A 16,611-nucleotide genomic window follows, 5' to 3' on the forward strand; every position below is an offset into this window, starting at 1 on the left:
AGGGGCGGCGGATATCGTGGCGGCATGCGCGGACCCGCTCAGCTCGACCCCGCCCAGCGAGCCGCGGCGTGGGAGCACCTCGCCTCGGCCGAGCTCGACGTGCTCGTCGTCGGGGGAGGGGTGACCGGGGCCGGGGTGGCGCTCGACGCCGCGACCCGCGGCCTGCGGGTGGCGCTCGTCGAGCAGCGCGACTTCGCCTCGGGTACCTCCTCACGCAGCAGCAAGCTCTTCCACGGCGGGGTGCGCTACCTCGAGCAGCTGAACTTCGCCCTCGTGCGCGAGGCGCTCAAGGAGCGCGAGCTCATGCTCACCCGGATCGCGCCGCACCTCGTCAAACCGGTCTCCTTCCTCTACCCGCTCGAGCACGCGGTGTGGGAGCGCCCCTACGTCACCGCCGGCCTGACGATGTACGACACGATGGGCGGCGCCCGCTCGGTCCCGCGGACCAAGCAGCTGACGAAGGGGGGCGTGCGGCGCATCGCGCCCGCCCTCAAGCCCGAGAGCCACCACGGCGGGCTGCTCTACCACGACGCCCAGTGCGACGACGCCCGTCACACCCTCACCGTCGTGCGCACCGCCGCGTCCTACGGGGCCACCGTCCTCAGCTCGGCGAAGGTCGTCGGCCTGCTCCACGCGGGCGAGCGCGTCGTCGGCGCCCGGGTCCTCGACGTCGAGACCGGTGCGGAGGTGGAGGTGCGCGCCTCGGTCGTCGTCAACTGCACCGGGGTGTGGACCGACGACATCCAGCGCATGGCCGGTGGGCGCGGCCGCTTCCACGTGCGCGCGAGCAAGGGCGTGCACATCGTCGTGCCGCGTGACCGGATCAACTCCGAGACCGGGCTCATCCTGCGCACGGCGACCTCCGTCCTCTTCTGCATCCCGTGGGGCACGCACTGGATCGTCGGCACGACCGACACCCCGTGGGAGCTCTCGCGGGCGCACCCGGCCGCCACCTCGGCCGACATCGACTACCTCCTCGGCGAGATCAACGACGTCCTGCTCACCCCGATCACGCGTGAGGACATCCAGGGGGTCTACGCGGGCCTGCGCCCCCTGCTCGCGGGCGAGAGCGAGGAGACCTCGCAGCTGAGCCGCGAGCACGCGGTCGCCCGGCCGCAGCCGGGGCTCGTCTCGATCGCCGGGGGCAAGTACACGACCTACCGCGTCATGGCCGCCGACGCCGTCGACGCCGCCCGTGAGGACCTGCCGCCGGGCGTGCCCGACAGCGTCACCGAGCACATCCCGCTCGTCGGGGCCGAGGGCTACCAGGCGCTCGTCAACCAGCTCGACACCCTGAGCCGTCGGCACGGGCTGCCGGTGTGGCGCATCACCCACCTGCTCGACCGGTACGGCTCGCTCGTCGTCGACCTCTTCGAGCTCATGGCGCAGCGCCCCGAGCTCGCCGAGCCGCTGGTCGGCGCCGAGGAGTACCTCGCCGTCGAGGTCGTCTACGCCGTGCGGGCCGAGGCGGCCCTGCACCTCAACGACGTGCTCACCCGCCGCACCCGGATCTCCATCGAGACGCCCGACCGGGGCGCGGCCGCCGCCGAGACGGCCGCCGCCCTCATGGCCGGCGAGCTCGGGTGGGACGACGCGCAGGTCGCGGCCGAGGTCGAGCACTACCGGCGCCGCGTGCAGGCCGAGCTCGACAGCCAGCAGATGACCGACGACGAGCGCGCCGACGCCGAGCGGCTCCACGCGAGCGACATCCGCACCCGCGCCCACGGCTGAGCCGCCGACCCGCCGCGCGCACGCCCCCTTCGCCCACGCCCCCTTCGCCCCGCCGACCCACCTGCCGACCCCGCTCGACACCCACCTACCACGCCGTAGTGGTCGTGATCACCACACATACGGAGGGGTAGCCGGAGGCGAAGGGGGAGGCGCCACGGCCGCCCATCGTGCGGACGGGAGTATTCGGTGGCCCCGGGGCGTTCTGAGGTGAGACCCTGAGGAGAACATGACCGAACCACGTAGCACCGCGACCGACGACATCCTGGCCCGCAGGGCGAGCGCCCTGGCCGACGACGACGGCTTCTTCGACGACGCAGACCGCTTCGACGGGGACCAGCTCGACCGCGAGGAGCGCACCGCGCTGCGCCGCGTCTCCGGGCTCTCCACCGAGCTCGAGGACATCACCGAGGTCGAGTACCGCCAGCTGCGGCTCGAGCGCGTCGTGCTCGCCGCCGTGTGGTCCGAGGGCACCGCCCAGGACGCCGAGAACTCCATGCGCGAGCTCGCCGCGCTCGCCGAGACCGCCGGCTCCGAGGTCCTCGCCGGCGTCCTGCAGCGCCGCCAGCGCCCCGACCCGGGCACCTATCTCGGGTCCGGCAAGGCCCTCGAGCTGCGCGACATCGTCATCGCCGAGGGCGCCGACACCGTCGTGTGCGACACCGAGCTCGCCCCGAGCCAGCGTCGTGCCCTCGAGGACGTCGTGAAGGTCAAGGTCATCGACCGCACCGCCCTCATCCTCGACATCTTCGCCCAGCACGCGAAGTCCAAGGAGGGCAAGGCCCAGGTCGAGCTCGCCCAGCTGCAGTACCTCCTGCCGCGTCTGCGCGGCTGGGGTGAGTCGATGTCCCGCCAAGCCGGTGGCCAGGCCGCCGGCGGCCAGGGCATGGGCTCGCGCGGACCGGGTGAGACGAAGATCGAGCTCGACCGCCGCCGGATCAACTCGCGCATCGCCAAGCTGCGCCGCGAGCTGTCGTCGATGAAGACCCACCGCGACACCCGCCGCGGGGCCCGCGACGCCCACGGCGTGCCCGCCGTCGTCATCGCCGGGTACACCAACGCCGGCAAGTCGACCCTGCTCAACCGGCTCACCCACGCCGGCGTCCTCGTCGACAACCAGCTCTTCGCCACGCTGGACACGACGGTGCGCCGCGCCGAGACCCCCGAGGGCCGCGACTTCACCCTCGCCGACACCGTCGGCTTCGTGCGGGCGCTGCCCCACCAGCTCGTCGAGGCCTTCCGCAGCACGCTCGAGGAGGTCGCCGACGCCGACCTGCTCCTCCACGTCGTCGACGGCAGCCACCCCGACCCCGAGGGTCAGATCAGCGCGGTCCGCGCGGTGCTCGCCGACGTCGACGCGACCGACGTCAAGGAGGTCGTCGTCATCAACAAGGCCGACCTCGCCGACCCTGAGGTCGTCGACCGGCTGCTGCGCCACGAGCGTCACTCCATCGCCGTCTCGGCCCGTACGGGCCTGGGCGTCGACGCGCTGCGCGAGCTCATCAGCGTCGAGCTGCCCCAGCCCGACATCGAGGTCGACGTCGTCCTGCCCTACGACCGCGGCGACCTCGTCTCGCGGATCTACGAGGAGGCCGACATCCTCGGCGAGGACCACCTCGCCGAGGGCACCCGGGTCCGCGCGAAGGTCATGGGTGACCTCGCCGCCGAGCTCGCCCCCTTCGCGGCGAAGACCGCCTGACGTGCGCGCGCTCGAGGACCTCGGCGGCCGCCGGGGTGGGGTCGTCCTCGCCGTCGCGGGGTCACTGGTGTGGCTGCTCGCGCTCGCCGGCGGCTCGGTCGAGAGCCGCACGGTGTGGGCGGTCGTCGGCGTGGGCATCGGCGTCTTCCTCGTCGCCAACGCGCTGCGCCTGGGCGGCCCGCAGGGCCACCTCAGCCGCACCGTCGTGCGCCGCGCGCTCGTCGTGCTCGGCCTGTCCGTCATCGGCGCGGTCGCCGCGCTCGTCGGGGCCGGGCTCGGCCCGGCCCTCTTCGTGCTCGGCGGGACCTCCGGCATCACCTTGTGGGTGATGAGCAGCGTCGCCGTCGCGGTGAGCGTGCCCGAGAGCCGCGGCGGGCGCGGCTGAGCCGTCCCCTCGGGGGCGAAGGGGGAGTCAGCCCAGCGCGGTGAGGACCTCGGCCGAGGTGGCCAGGACGACCTGCGGCGGGTAGAGACCCATGACGTGCAGCGCCGCCGTGTGGTGCTCGCGGCTCGAGCCGGCGCAGCCGTCGGTGACGACGACGACGCGCGCACCCGCGTCGGCGGCGGCGAGCACCGTCGAGACGACGCAGCAGTCCGTCGAGACCCCGGTGACGAGCAGGGTCGGTGTCGGGCCGACGACGTCGACGAGGTCCTCGCCCCACTTGCCGAAGGTCGGCACGTCGACCGTCGGGTGCGCCGAGATCTCCTCGGCCTGGCCGACGAGGGCGAACATCGGGTCGTCGTCGGGGCGGTCGGCGAAGGGCCAGGCCTCGAAGTAGTCGGCCCACGACCCCACCCGCGAGCGTCCGGGCACCCAGCGGGTGACGACCGTGCGCTGCGGCCCGAGCCGCTCGGCGAGGTGGTGCACCGGCGCGATGATGTCGCCGAACATCAGCGAGCCCCACTGCGACTCGGGGTCGGCGAAGATGCGTTGCGGGTCGACGACGAGGAGCCAGGCCCCCGAGAGGTCCGGCAGCGGGGCGGAGGTCACGCCCGTCCCTCCTGCCGCGCGACCGTGCCGCGCCGGGCGACGAGGGTGACGAGGAAGGACAGGACGAGCGCGAGCAGGACGCCGAGGTTGGCGTAGGCGAAGGTGCCCTCCCAGAAGCCCCCGGCCGCGTCCCACGTGCCGAGGCCGAGCGGCTCGAGCAGGTAGCCCTGCCAGTTGTTCCAGCTCGCGTCCGCGGCGAAGGAGTTGACGACGAGGCCCCAGCCGAGGACGGACGCGACGACCATCGTCGCGATCGAGGTCCAGTCCCACGCGCCGTACCGGCCGCGCGGGTCGAAGAGCGCCTCCTCGTCGTAGTCGCGCCGGCGCAGGGCGATGTCGGCGATCATGATCCCCGCCCAGCTCGCGAGCGGCACCCCGAGGGTGATGAGGAAGGACTGGAAGGGGTTGATGAAGCTCTCGGCGACGAAGACGACGTAGAAGGTGCCGATGGTGAGGATGACCCCGTCGACCGCGGCCGCCGCCGGCCGGGGGATGCGCACCCCGAGGGAGAGCAGCGTCAGGCCAGAGCTGTAGATGCCGAGGACGGCCCCCGAGACGAGCGCGAGCACCGCCGCGACGAGGAAGGGCACGAGCACCCACGTCGGCAGGAGGGTCGCCAGCGTGCCGATCGGGTCGCCGCCGATGCCGGTGAGCACCGCCTCGTCCGAGCCGGCGAGCGCCAGGCCGTAGCAGACGAGCAGGGCCGGGGCGATCGCGCCGCCGAGGGTGTTCCACCCGACGATCGCGGCGCCCGATGCATCACGGCGCTGGTAGCGCGACCAGTCGGCGGCGATGTTGATCCAGCCCAGGCCGAAGCCCGTCATCACCATGACGAGGGCTCCCGTCATCGCGCCGATCGACCCGGACGGCAGCGAGGTGACCGCGCCCCAGTCGACGTGCTGCACCGTCATGACGACGTAGAGGACGGTGATGGCCCCGGTGACCCACGTGAGCACCGACTGCATCCGCATGATGACGTGGTAGCCCGCGACCGAGGCGGCGACGACGAGCCCGGCGACGACGACCGCGGCGACGACCTTCGTCCCGGTGCCACCGCCCCAGCCGAGCCGCTCGAAGATCGTCGCCGTCGCGAGCGTGGCGAGGATCGCGAGGAAGGTCTCCCAGCCGATCGAGGTCAGCCAGCTGATGACGCCGGGCACCTTCTGCCCGGTGACGCCGAAGGCGGCCCGCGAGAGCACCATCGTCGGTGCTGACCCGCGCTTGCCGGCGAGCGCGATGACGCCGCACAGCGCGAAGGAGATGACGACGCCGAGGACGGTGACGACGACCGCCTGGACGAAGGAGATGCCGAAGCCGAGGACGAAGGCGGCGTAGGAGATGCCGAAGACGCTGACGTTGGCCGCGAACCACGGCCAGAAGAGGTCGCGGGGCCGGGCGGTGCGCTCGGACTCGGCGATGATCTCGATGCCTGTGGTCTCGACGCCGCGTCGCCGCACGGCGTCGATCCGCGAGCCGTCCGTGTCGCTCACCGGGGTGCTGGTCATGCTCGCAATGTCCCACATTCGCGCCCCGCCGGGGCGCACCACGACGCGAGCGGCACGGGCGTGCGCGCCGTCACGCCCGGGCACGGCAGACGGCTCAGCGCAGCCGGGCCTCGATCGCGTCGGCGAGGCCCGGGGTGTCGTCGACGAGCTGCTCGGTGAAGTCGGCGGCGCCCTGGGGGGCGAGGTGGATCTCGTCGCGGCTCGAGCCGTCGCCCCACCAGTCGCCGTAGGAGGCGACGGGGAAGTGCTGCGTCCCGCCCTCGCGGGCGAGCCGGGCCGCGGCCTTCTGCCGCTTCGCGTCGTAGTCGCGCCCGATCCGCTCCAGGCCCGCCTGGTGGGCCGGGCTGTAGGGGATCTCGGTCGAGATGGCGGTGACCCCTTCGGCCTCGAGCAGGTCGACGAGCTCGGTGTACTCGTCGATCGAGCTCTGGAGGATCGTCGGGAAGCCGGGGAAGCCCCGCTCGGCCAGCCGGGTGCGAGAGCGCTGCTCGACCTCCGCCCGGGTCATCGACGGGTGCTCGATCATGCCGTCGGCCCGCAGCCGCGAGCCCGGCGCGATCTGCAGGGTGGTCTGGAGCGGTCTGCCCTCGAGGGCGCGGCGCACCTGCCCGCCGCCGAGCGCGAAGCGGTGCCGCAGGTCGGTGCGGTCGGCCTCGCAGTCCGCGCGCTCCGCGGCGTCCCACACGGGGCTGCTCGGGCGCTCGCACCCCTCGACGACGTGCGAGAAGGGCGTGCGCTGCACCGTGCTCGTGTAGAAGCCGTCGTCCTCCGCGGCCCGGGTCGAGATGCTGAGCACGGCCACCCGCGGCAGCCGGTCGACGGACCGGGCGTAGCGCGCGACCATGCGGTTGACACCCCACCGCGCGCGGCTGCTCGCCGCGTTGAAGACGCTCACCGGCGACCCGGTGCGCTCGGCGAGCTGCTCGCCGAGGACCTGCGGGTCGATGCCCTGCTGGGTCATCGAGTCGCCGAAGATCATGACGTCGGGGGCCTCGTCGAGGGCGCGCAGGGAGTTCGTCATCGTCTCGAAGGCGCCCCCGTGCGTGGGGGCGACCGGCACGCGCTCCTCGTCGACGAGGCGCTGCAGCTGGGCGGCCGTCACGTCGTCGGCGAGGGGCTCGTTGAAGACCGGCCCGTCGTCGAAGCGGACCGGCCGGTAGGTCTGCTCCGGGGCGGGGGAGCGCGTCTGCGAGGGCACCGGCTCCTCGGGGCTCGTCGAGCCGGCCGAGGTGGTGCCCCCGTCCTCGCGCTGACCGCCCTGGCAGCCGGCCGCGAGAGCGCCGCAGAGCGCGGCGAGCGCGACGGCGCGGCGGCGGGTGGTCGGCATGGTCCTCCAGGTCTGCGGACGGCAGGGCGGGCGGGCGAAGGGGGCATCTAAAGGCTAGCCCGGTGCACCGACGCCCGGCGGTCCGGGACCCCCGGGCTGCGAGGATGACGCGGTGGAGAAGAGCTCGTACGACGACGCGGTGACTCGGCTCGGGGGCGCCCCGGGGGACATGGCGACGTCCGTGCTCGACCGCTACTCCGAGCCCCAGCGCGGCTACCACGACGGCCGTCACCTCGCCGAGGTGCTCACCGCCGTCGACCTGCTCGGCGGTGATCTCGACCCGCGCGATCATGCGCTCGTCGTGCTCGCCGCGTGGTACCACGACGCCGTCTACGACCCCGTCGCGGCGTCAGGGGCCAACGAGGAGGCGAGCGCCGTCCTCGCCGAGCGCGAGCTGGCCACGGCCGGGTGCGACCCGAGCGCTGCCGGGGCGGTCGCCGGGCTCGTGCGGGCCACGCTCGAGCACGACCTGCCGGGGACGCCCGGGCCCGAGGCGGTGCTCCACGACGCCGATCTGTGGGTGCTGTCAGCCCCGCCGCAGCGCTTCGACGAGTACTGCGCCCAGGTCCGCGACGAGTACGCCCACGTCCCGGCTGAGGACTTCGCGCGGGGGAGGACGGCTGTCCTCGCCCCCTTCGCCACCCGTCCGCGGCTCTACGCGACGCCGCTCGCCCACGAGCGCTGGACCGACGCGGCGCGGACCAACCTGCGCCGTGAGCTCGACCGGCTCAGCGGCGGTGCGGGCGGCGCTGAGCGGCGGTGACCCGCAGCCCGGAGGTGCGCAGCGCGACGATGAGCTCGCGACCGCTCACCTCGTGGGCCCCGGCGGCGACGACCTCGGCGTAGCGGCTGCGCGGGACGTCGTAGTGGTCCTCGTCGAAGAGCCGTCTCGGCAGGCCGACGCCCTCGGCGAAGGCGTGGAGCTCGGCCAACGAGGTGTCGGAGACGAGATGGCTCCACACCGTGTCCCAGCCCGGCCAGGTCGGCGGGTCGACGAGGATCATCGGCTCAGATCGGCTCGAGGATGCGCTTGAGGAAGGCCTGGGTGCGGGCCTCGCGCGGCGCGAGGATCACCTGCTCGGGCGCGCCCCGCTCGACGACGACCCCGCCGTCGATGAAGAGGACGTCGTCGGCCACCTCTCGCGCGAAGCGGATCTCGTGGCTGACGACGACCATCGTCCAGCTCTGCTGCGCGAGGTCGCGCATCACCGCGAGCACCTCGCCGACCGTCTCGGGGTCGAGCGCCGAGGTCGGCTCGTCGAAGAGGACCACCTCGGGCCGAAGGGCGAGCGCCCGGGCGATGCCGACGCGCTGCTGCTGACCGCCGGAGAGCTGGTAGGGGTACTTGTCGGCGTGCTCGGTGAGCCCGACCTGCTCGAGCAGGGCCATGCCGCGCTCGCGGGCACCCGCCGGGTCCTCGCCCTGGACGACGACCGGGCCCTCCACGACGTTGTCGATCGCGGTCTTGTGAGCGAAGAGGTCGTGCCCCTGGAAGACGAACCCCGTGTGCGAGGCGAGCCGGTCGGCCTGCTCCCGCTGGGCGCGGGGGAGCCGTCCGCGCCGGTTGGGGGTGAGCTCGGCGAAGTCCACCGTGCTGTCGCCGATGGTGATGACCCCGGCGTCGGGGGTCTCCAGCCCGCCGAGGGCGCGCAGGAGAGTCGTCTTGCCGGACCCGGACGGGCCGAGGACGACGGTGACGGTGCCCGCACCGACCTCGAAGGAGATGTCGCGCAGCACCTCCTTCTCGCCGAAGCTCTTGCGCACTCCCTGTGCGGCGAGCACGGGGGTGGTGGGGTGCTCAGTGGGCGACATAGCGGCTCAGCCTCTCCTCGGTGCGGTCCTGGACGAAGGAGACGACGAGGCAGATCACCCAGAAGTAGAAGGCGGCCAGACCGTACATCGCCATGAACTGGAAGGTCGGGGCAGCGGCGAACTGCGCCTGCCGCACCATCTCGACGACGAGGATGATCGACGTCAGCGAGGTGTCCTTGATGAGCGAGATCAAGGTGTTCGACAGGGGTGGGACCGCGGTGCGGGCGGCCTGCGGCAGGATGATCCGCCGTAGCGCGGTCCGCTGGCTCATGCCGATGGTCCGGGCGGCCTCCCACTGACCTCGGGGGATCGACTCGACCGCCGAGCGGATCACCTCCGCCGCGTAGCCGCCGACGTTGAGCGACAGCGCGATGACGGCAGCGGGGAAGGGGTTGAGGTCGATCCCGATCTGGGGGAGCGCGAAGAAGATGAGGTAGAGCTGGACCAGGAGGGGCGTCCCGCGGATGATCGAGATGTACGAGCGGGCCACGGCCCTCGGGACGGCGGCCTGAGACATCCGGCCGACGGCTGCGAGCAACGCGATCGCCAGGCCGAGCGTGAAGGAGAGCGCGGTGAGCGGGATGGTCACCGAGATGCCCTTCCACGCGATGGGCCAGGCGTTCTCCTTCACCAGCTCCCACCACGTGGGCGCCTGGACATCCGCAGCGAAGTACGTGTCGTAGATCGCCTGGGTGGTGCCGTCGTCCTCCATCTCGGCGAGCGCCTTGTCGATCGCCGGCATGTAGCCGGAGCCCTTCTTCGCCGCGAAGACCGACTCGGACTTCTCCTCGGTCTCGGCGACGATCTTCACACCCGGGTCGGGGTTGGTCGCGATGTAGTTGCGCACGGCGAGCTTGTCGTTGACGAGGGCGTCGACCCGGCCCTCCTTGAGGCTGGCCATCGCCTCCGTCATGCCGTCGACGCCGACGACCTTCGCGCCGTACTCCTCCGCGACCTCGGCCCAGCTGCTCGTGATGTTCTGCGCAGAGCGCTTGCCCCGCAGGTCCTCCAGGGACTCGATGCCCTCCGGGTTGTCCTCGGCGACGACGAGGACCCCGCCGGTCTCGACGTAGGGGTCGGAGAGGTCGTAGAGCTGCTCTCGCTCCGGGTTGGAGGTGACCTGGTTGGCGACGACGTCGAAGCGACCCGCGTCCAGGGCGGCGAACATCGAGTCCCACTGGGTCGGGACGTACTCGACCTCGACGCCGAGCCGCTCCGCGACGGCGTCCATGACCTCGATGTCGAAGCCGGTGAACTCATCGCCCTTGCGGATCGAGAAGGGGGCGTACACCCCTTCGGTCCCGACACGGAGGGGGTCGGGGATCTCGGCCTGCTGCGCCATCTGGCGAGCGGTCGGACCCTGCTCGGCGCCCGTCTGCGCCCCGGCGGGTGCCGCGAGCGCGAGGGCGGGGAGCAGCGCGAGCAGGAGCGCGGCGAGCACCCGCAGCCGGGCTGCGAGCGGGCCGGGCGCAGGGCGCGGCGTGGTGACGGGCATGCCCCACAGCCTAGGTCGGTGACCCGGTGGGCGCCCTCGCGGCGTCCAGGCCTCGGCGCGGTGCCCCCGGGGTCTCAGAGCCGCCGCATCGCCGTCGCGAGGACGACGGCCTCGCCGACGCGGTCGGACGCGTCGAGGTCGACCTCGGCCTCGACCACCCAGTCGCCGTCACCCGCGGGGTCGGCGAGCACCTGACGCACCCGGCGGACCCGCACGTCGGCGATCGCCTCGTCGCCCTCGTCGGGCATGCCGGGTGCCGGCGCCACGACGTCCTCGGTCGAGATGCGGTGCGGCCCACGGGCGTCGGCATCGGTCGCGATCTCGTCGTGCTCCTGCCAGTACTCGCCGAGCGCCTCGTCCCAGGCGTCGCGCGTCATCACCGCGGAGCGCCCGTCGTCGGCGAGGGCCGCGGCGGCGTGCTCGATCGCGGCGAGCCCGTCGACGTCGTCGCGGGCCGCGCGAGCGACCCGCTGCCACATCGCGCCCCGGACCATGGGGGTGAAGGCGTGGGGCTGCGCGCTGATCGGGCGCGACGGCGGGCGCAGGTCGCCCGCGTCGTGGTGCGAGACGACCTCGGCGAGGTGGGCGTCGGGATGAGCCAGCGCCTCCCACTCGTCGAGGAGGGAGGAGTCGGTCTGGCGGATGGTCTCGCCGAGCCAGGAGATGATCTCCTCGAGCGCCTCGCTGCGGTGCTCGGCCGGCACGGTGTGCGCCATCGTGCGGTAGGCATCGGAGAGGTAGCGCAGCAGCAGGCCTTCGCGCGGTGCGAGGTCGTAGCGGCGCACGAGGTCGCTGAAGGACATGCCGTCCTCCCACATGTGCCGCACGATGCTGCACGGCACGAGACCGTCGACGGGCAGCCACGGGTGGGCGACGAGGTACTCCTCGTAGGCCGGGCGGAGGAGCTCGGCGAGCGGCTCGGGCCAGGTGATCTCGTCGAGGCGCGCCATCCGCTCCTCGTACTCGACGCCGTCGGCCTTCATCTCGGCCAGGGCCTCGCCGCGGGCGGCGTGCTGCTGGGCGAGCAGGAGCGGTCGGGGGGCGTCGAGGACCGCCTCGACGACGGAGACGACGTCGAGGGCGTAGGTGTCGGCGTCGCGGTCGAGCAGCTCGAGGACGGCCAGGGCGAAGGGGGCGAGCGGCTGGTTGAGCGCGAAGTCGCTCGGCAGGTCGAGGGTGAGGGCGACGGTGCGCCCGCTGTCGTCGGGCTCGTCGAGGCGCACGAGGACGCCGGAGTCGAGCAGGGATCGGCCGAGGCGGATCGCTCGCTTGGCCAGGCGGGCCTGGCCGCGCGGGTCCTCGTGGTTGTCTCGGGTGAGGGCCGACAGTGCGGCGACGGGGTCGCCGGGCCGGGCGACGACGTTGAGGATCGTCGAGTTCTCCACTCGCATGCGGCTGGCCAGCGGCTCGGCCGGGGCGGTCGTCAGCTTGGTGAAGGTGTCCTCGGTCCACACGACGAAGCCCTCCGGGGGCTTCTTGCGCTGGATCTTCTTCAGCTTCTTCGGGTCGTCGCCGGCCTTGGCGACGAGGCGCTCGTTCTCGATCGTGTGCTCGGGGGCCTGGACGACGACGAAGCCCTGCGTGTCGTAGCCGGCGCGACCGGCGCGACCGGCGACCTGGAGGAACTCGCGGACGCGGAGCACCCGGTGGCGACGCCCGTCGAACTTCGTCAGCGAGGTGAAGAGGACGGTGCGGATCGGCACGTTGATGCCGACGCCGAGGGTGTCGGTCCCGCAGATGACCTTGAGCTTGCCCTGCTGGGCGAGCCGCTCGACGAGCCGGCGGTAGCGCGGGAGCATCCCGGCGTGGTGCACGCCGATGCCCTTGCGCAGCAGTGCCGAGAGGGTGCGCCCGAAGCCGGCGGAGAAGCGGAAGCCGGCGATCTCGGCCGCGACGGCGTCGCGCTCGGCGGGGGTGAGCAGCTTCGTCGACGAGAGGGTGCGCGCGTGCTCGGCGGCGTTGGCCTGGGTCTGGTGCACGACGTAGACCGGCACGCGGTCCCACTCGACGAGGTCCTCGATGGTGTCCTGCAGCGGGGTCGTCGACCAGGTGAAGGTGAGCGGCACCGGGCGGGGCGCGTCCGAGACGACGGTGACGTCGCGGCCGGTGCGCGCCTCGAGGTCCTCGACGAAGCGTGAGGTGTCGCCGAGGGTCGCCGACATGAGGAGCATCTGCGCGTCGACGAGGGTGAGCAGCGGGACCTGCCAGGCCCAGCCGCGCTCGGGCTCGGAGTAGTAGTGGAACTCGTCCATGACGACGAGGCCGACGTCGGCGGCCCGGCCCTCGCGCAGCGCCATGTTGGCGAGCACCTCGGCCGTGCACACGATGATCGGGGCGTCGGGGTTGACCGACGCGTCGCCGGTGAGCATGCCGACGTCCTGCGCCCCGAAGGTCGCGCAGAGGTCGAAGAACTTCTCGCTGACGAGCGCCTTGATCGGCGCGGTGTAGAAGGCGACCTTGTCCTGCGAGAGGGCGTGGGCGATGGCGGCGGTCGCGACGAGCGACTTGCCCGACCCGGTCGGGGTCGAGATGACGACGTGCTCGTCGGCGAGCAGCGCGAGCGCTGCCTCCTCCTGGTGGGGGTAGAGCGTGATCCCGCGCCCCGCCGCCCACCGCTCCAGCGCGTCGAAGACCTCGTCGGGGGTCGAGCCGGTACGCACGTCGAGGGTCTGGGGCTGGCTCACCGACCCATCCTCGCAGCCCGCCCGAGGTGCCCCGGTCGTGCGGTGCTCCGTGGCGGTCGAGGTGCGACGAAGGGGTCGTTGGTGGTCGAGGTGCGATGAAGGAGCCTCGAGACCACGGGCCGCGTGGCCTCACAGCATGCAGGGGCGGGGTGGGACAGGATGGGGCGATGACGACGCGGCCGACGACCATCGCCGGGGTGGGACTCGCCCTGCGGCCGCCGCGGGCCGAGGACGCGGACGCGCTCGGGCAGCTCGTCGGTGACGTCGACCGCTCGCACGACGTCGTCGCGGGCTGGGTCCGGCGCTGGGAGCGCGACGGCTTCGGCAGCTGGGTCGTCGCGGTCGAGGACGAGCCGGTCGGCTTCGTCGGGGTGCGCCCCCGCGAGGACGACATCGCGCTCACGGTGCGCTCCACCCCGGCCGTCGCGGCCGACGGTCGCGCCCGGGCCGCGCTGCGCCTCGCGGTCGCCGACGCGATCGAGTGGCTGCCCGACGTCCCCCTTCGCCTCCGTGTCGCCGAGGACGACCCGACGACCCGCGCGGTCGCCGAGTCCTCGGGCCTGGTCCACGTCCCCGAGGACGACCACGAGGCACGCGGCACGCGGTGGCAGGTCCTCGAGAGCCCCTACGTGCGCACCTTCACGACCCTGCCGCCCCGAGCCCGGCGCAGCCTCGTCGACCTCTGGGTGCGGGTCAACGACGCCGGGGGAGCGGTCGGCTTCGTCGCCGGGGCACCGCGCGAGGACGTCGAGGCCGAGGTCGAGCGCCGCGAGGACGGCCTGGCCTCCGGCCACCTGCGCGGGGTGGGCCTGATGACCCCGGCGGGCGACCTCGTCGGTGCCGCCTTCCTGCGCACCCCGACCACCCCCCTCCAGGCCCACATCCGCAGCGTCGAGAGCGTCATGGTCGACCCGCAGCGCCGCGGCGCCAGCCTCGGCCGGCATCTCATGGCCGGGGTGCACCGGGCCGCGAGGGACGAAGGGGTCGAGATCCTCACCCTCGACTACCGGGACGGCGTCGGGCTCGGCCAGTTCTACGCGAAGGTCGGCTACACCGAGGTCGGCCGCCAGCCCGGGGTGATCCGCGTCGCGCCCGGCGACGACCGCGACTCCGTGCTGCTGTGGCGTCGCCTGGCCGAGACGCCCGCCCCGGACCAGACAGGTGCGCAGGAGGAGCCCGAGCGGCGATAGCCTTGCGGTCCGTGAGCGCACCCGCACCGACGCCCCCGGACCTCGACGACACCCAGCGCGGCTGGACCCTCCACGGCGACGGCCGCAGGGTCGCCCCCGGCGAGGTCGTCCGCCCTCGCGAGCGTCTGTCCTGGGACCTGACGATCGGGCTGGGCATGCAGCACGTCGTCGCGATGTTCGGCGCGACCTTCCTCGTGCCGCTGCTCACCGGCCTGTCGCCGGCGACCACGCTGCTCTTCTCCGGCGTCGGCACGATGCTCTTCCTCCTCATCACCCGCGGCCGGGTGCCGAGCTATCTGGGCAGCTCCTTCGCCTTCATCGCCCCGATCGGCGCGGCCACGGCGAGCCACGACATCCCGACCGCCCTCGGCGGCGTCGTCATGGCCGGCATCGCGCTCGCGCTCGTCGGCCTGGCGGTGCAGCTCTCCGGCGACCGCTGGCTCCGGGCGCTCATGCCCCCGATGGTCACCGGCGCGATCGTCGCCCTCATCGGCCTCAACCTCGCCCCCGCCGCGAAGGCCAACTTCGTCGTCTCCCCGGTCACCGGCGTCGTGACCCTCGTCGTCATCGTCGTGCTCAGCGTCGCGACGAAGGGGATGATCTCGCGCCTGGCGATCCTCGGCGGCGTCGCCGCCGGCTACGCCACCGCCGCGATCCGCGGCGAGCTGAGCTTCACCAAGGTCGGCGAGGCCGACTGGCTCGGCCTGCCGGACCTCACCGCACCGACCTTCGACATCTCCGTCCTCGGTCTTTTCGTCCCCGTCGTCCTCGTCCTCGTCGCCGAGAACGTCGGGCACGTCCGCTCCGTCGCGGCGATGACCGGTGACGACCTCGACCCCTACATGGGTCGGGCGCTCATCGCCGACGGTCTCGCGACCACCCTCGCCGGCTCCGGCGGAGGCTCCGGCACGACGACCTACGCGGAGAACATCGGCGTCATGGCGGCGACCCGCGTCTACTCCACGGCGGCGTACTGGGTCGCGGCCGTCACCGCCGTGCTCCTCTCGATGAGCCCGAAGTTCGGCGAGCTCATCAACACCGTCCCGTCCGGCGTCCTCGGCGGGGCCGCGACCGCCCTCTACGGGATGATCGGCCTGCTCGGCGTGAAGATCTGGATCGAGAACCGCGTCGACCTCGGCAACCCGATCAACCTCATGACCGGTGCCGTCGCGCTCATCATCGGCATCGCCGACTTCACGTGGAGCATCGGCGACGTCCAGCTCGCCGGCATCGCGCTCGGCACGATCGCCGCCCTCGTCGGCTTCCACGGACTGCGGGCCCTCAACTCGGTGACGGGCGCGGTCGCCGACCCGCTCATCCCCCTTCGCGCAGCCGACCACGACCGGGCGGACGGTCCTACGCTGCCTGCATGACCGAGCAGCCCCCGACCGCACCCGACCTGCCCGCCGGGGCCTCGCCCCGGCCCCTCGAGGACCGGGTGGTCGTCGTCACGGGAGGGAACTCCGGGATCGGCGAGGGCATCGTGCGCGAGGCCAGCGCCCAGGGCGCGCGGGTCGTCATCGACTACGTGAGCGACGCCGACCACGCGCACGCGATGGTCGACGAGCTCGGCGGGCCCGAGCGGGCCGTCGCGGTCGAGGCCGACGTCTCCTCGGTCGCCGACCTCGAGCGGCTGCGCGACGCGGCGGTCGACGCCTTCGGGCGGGTCGACGTGTGGGTGAGCAACGCCGGCATCGAGCTGAAGGAGACGCTGCTCACCCTCACCGAGGAGGGCTTCGACAAGCAGCTCGCGATCAACCTGCGCGGCGCGGTCTTCGGCGCGAAGGTCGCCGCGGAGCGCTTCGTCGAGCAGGGCGGCGGCGGGGTCATCATCAACACCTCGAGCACCCACGAGGACTGGCCGATGCCGAGCGACCTCACGTACTGCGTGAGCAAGGGCGGGATGCGCATGCTCACCCGCACCGCGGGCGTCGAGCTCGGCGAGCACGGCATCCGGATGGTGAGCATCGCTCCGGGCGCGATCGTCACCCCCATCAACGCCGACGACGACCCGGCCGAGCAGGACGCCCTGCGCGCGGCGATCCCGCTGGGCTACATCGGCACCCCGCAGCAGATGGGCAAGCTCGCCTGCTTCGTCGCCTCCGACTCGGCCAGCTACATCACCGCGACGACGATCTTCGCCGACGGCGGGCTCATGCAGAAGCCGGGAGCCGTCTGAG

14 protein-coding genes are annotated in these 16,611 nt (G+C 73.0%); 7 read left to right on the forward strand and 7 right to left on the reverse strand.

Annotated elements, in window-relative coordinates; translation table 11 throughout:
• Positions 1-24: 24 nt before the first annotated feature.
• The 3 genes from EEW87_RS02045 to EEW87_RS02055 all read left to right on the forward strand — a co-directional run bounded on the left by EEW87_RS02045 (position 25) and on the right by EEW87_RS02055 (position 3,812).
• Positions 25-1,731 carry a glycerol-3-phosphate dehydrogenase/oxidase gene (locus tag EEW87_RS02045; protein WP_123090865.1) on the forward strand — a complete coding sequence of 569 codons (1,707 nt, stop codon included), beginning with the start codon at positions 25-27 and terminating at the stop codon, positions 1,729-1,731.
• Between the two features lie 226 nt (positions 1,732-1,957).
• On the forward strand, positions 1,958-3,427 hold the full coding sequence (hflX, locus tag EEW87_RS02050; RefSeq protein WP_123090864.1) for a GTPase HflX: 1,470 nt from the start codon (positions 1,958-1,960) through the stop codon (positions 3,425-3,427).
• A 1-nt stretch (position 3,428) separates the two neighbouring features.
• Positions 3,429-3,812 (forward strand): hypothetical protein, encoded by a 384-nt coding sequence (locus EEW87_RS02055; RefSeq protein WP_123090863.1) that lies wholly within the window; start codon positions 3,429-3,431, stop codon positions 3,810-3,812.
• A gap of 27 nt (positions 3,813-3,839) precedes the next feature.
• Here EEW87_RS02055 and EEW87_RS02060 read toward each other — a convergent pair whose 3' ends face one another.
• From EEW87_RS02060 to EEW87_RS02070, 3 genes are all read right to left on the reverse strand, one after another.
• On the reverse strand, positions 3,840-4,418 hold the full coding sequence (locus tag EEW87_RS02060; protein WP_240341631.1) for a cysteine hydrolase family protein: 579 nt from the start codon (positions 4,416-4,418) through the stop codon (positions 3,840-3,842).
• On the reverse strand, positions 4,415-5,923 hold the full coding sequence (locus EEW87_RS02065; protein WP_123090862.1) for a purine-cytosine permease family protein: 1,509 nt from the start codon (positions 5,921-5,923) through the stop codon (positions 4,415-4,417). Before EEW87_RS02065 ends, EEW87_RS02060 begins: the two co-directional genes overlap by 4 nt.
• Positions 5,924-6,017: 94 nt before the next feature.
• Positions 6,018-7,250 carry a hypothetical protein gene (locus tag EEW87_RS02070; RefSeq protein WP_123090861.1) on the reverse strand — a complete coding sequence of 411 codons (1,233 nt, stop codon included), beginning with the start codon at positions 7,248-7,250 and terminating at the stop codon, positions 6,018-6,020.
• A gap of 112 nt (positions 7,251-7,362) precedes the next feature.
• On the opposite strand from EEW87_RS02070, the gene EEW87_RS02075 reads away from it, so the two are divergent.
• Positions 7,363-8,013, forward strand: coding sequence for an HD domain-containing protein (locus EEW87_RS02075; RefSeq protein ID WP_123090860.1), 651 nt, complete (start codon positions 7,363-7,365; stop codon positions 8,011-8,013).
• Here the strand turns inward: EEW87_RS02075 and EEW87_RS02080 are convergent.
• The 4 genes from EEW87_RS02080 to EEW87_RS02095 all read right to left on the reverse strand — a co-directional run bounded on the left by EEW87_RS02080 (position 7,979) and on the right by EEW87_RS02095 (position 13,241).
• Positions 7,979-8,254: a DUF4031 domain-containing protein gene (locus tag EEW87_RS02080; RefSeq protein ID WP_068273982.1), complete on the reverse strand. Its 276-nt coding sequence runs from the start codon at positions 8,252-8,254 to the stop codon at positions 7,979-7,981. The genes EEW87_RS02075 and EEW87_RS02080 overlap by 35 nt on opposite strands.
• Before the next feature lie 4 nt (positions 8,255-8,258).
• Complete coding sequence (locus tag EEW87_RS02085; RefSeq protein WP_123090859.1) at positions 8,259-9,062, reverse strand: amino acid ABC transporter ATP-binding protein; 804 nt, start codon at positions 9,060-9,062, stop codon at positions 8,259-8,261.
• Positions 9,049-10,557 carry an ABC transporter substrate-binding protein/permease gene (locus EEW87_RS17200; RefSeq protein ID WP_123090858.1) on the reverse strand — a complete coding sequence of 503 codons (1,509 nt, stop codon included), beginning with the start codon at positions 10,555-10,557 and terminating at the stop codon, positions 9,049-9,051. Before EEW87_RS17200 ends, EEW87_RS02085 begins: the two co-directional genes overlap by 14 nt.
• Before the next feature lie 74 nt (positions 10,558-10,631).
• Positions 10,632-13,241, reverse strand: a complete 2,610-nt coding sequence (locus EEW87_RS02095) for a DEAD/DEAH box helicase (RefSeq protein ID WP_123090857.1) — start codon at positions 13,239-13,241, stop codon at positions 10,632-10,634.
• A gap of 167 nt (positions 13,242-13,408) precedes the next feature.
• Here EEW87_RS02095 and EEW87_RS02100 point away from each other — a divergent pair, with 167 nt between their 5' ends.
• From EEW87_RS02100 to EEW87_RS02110, 3 genes are read left to right on the forward strand one after another with little or no spacing between them, the layout of a single operon-like run.
• Positions 13,409-14,431 carry a GNAT family N-acetyltransferase gene (locus tag EEW87_RS02100; RefSeq protein ID WP_123090856.1) on the forward strand — a complete coding sequence of 341 codons (1,023 nt, stop codon included), beginning with the start codon at positions 13,409-13,411 and terminating at the stop codon, positions 14,429-14,431.
• Between the two features lie 11 nt (positions 14,432-14,442).
• The gene (locus EEW87_RS02105) at positions 14,443-15,804 is read left to right on the forward strand and encodes a uracil-xanthine permease family protein (protein ID WP_123090855.1); all 1,362 of its coding nucleotides are present in this window, start codon (positions 14,443-14,445) and stop codon (positions 15,802-15,804) included.
• Complete coding sequence (locus EEW87_RS02110; RefSeq protein WP_123090854.1) at positions 15,801-16,610, forward strand: SDR family oxidoreductase; 810 nt, start codon at positions 15,801-15,803, stop codon at positions 16,608-16,610. Before EEW87_RS02105 ends, EEW87_RS02110 begins: the two co-directional genes overlap by 4 nt.
• Position 16,611: the final 1 nt, after the last annotated feature.

Origin of the sequence: Janibacter melonis, assembly GCF_003721155.3 — a bacterium.
GTDB lineage: Bacteria > Actinomycetota > Actinomycetes > Actinomycetales > Dermatophilaceae > Marihabitans > Marihabitans melonis.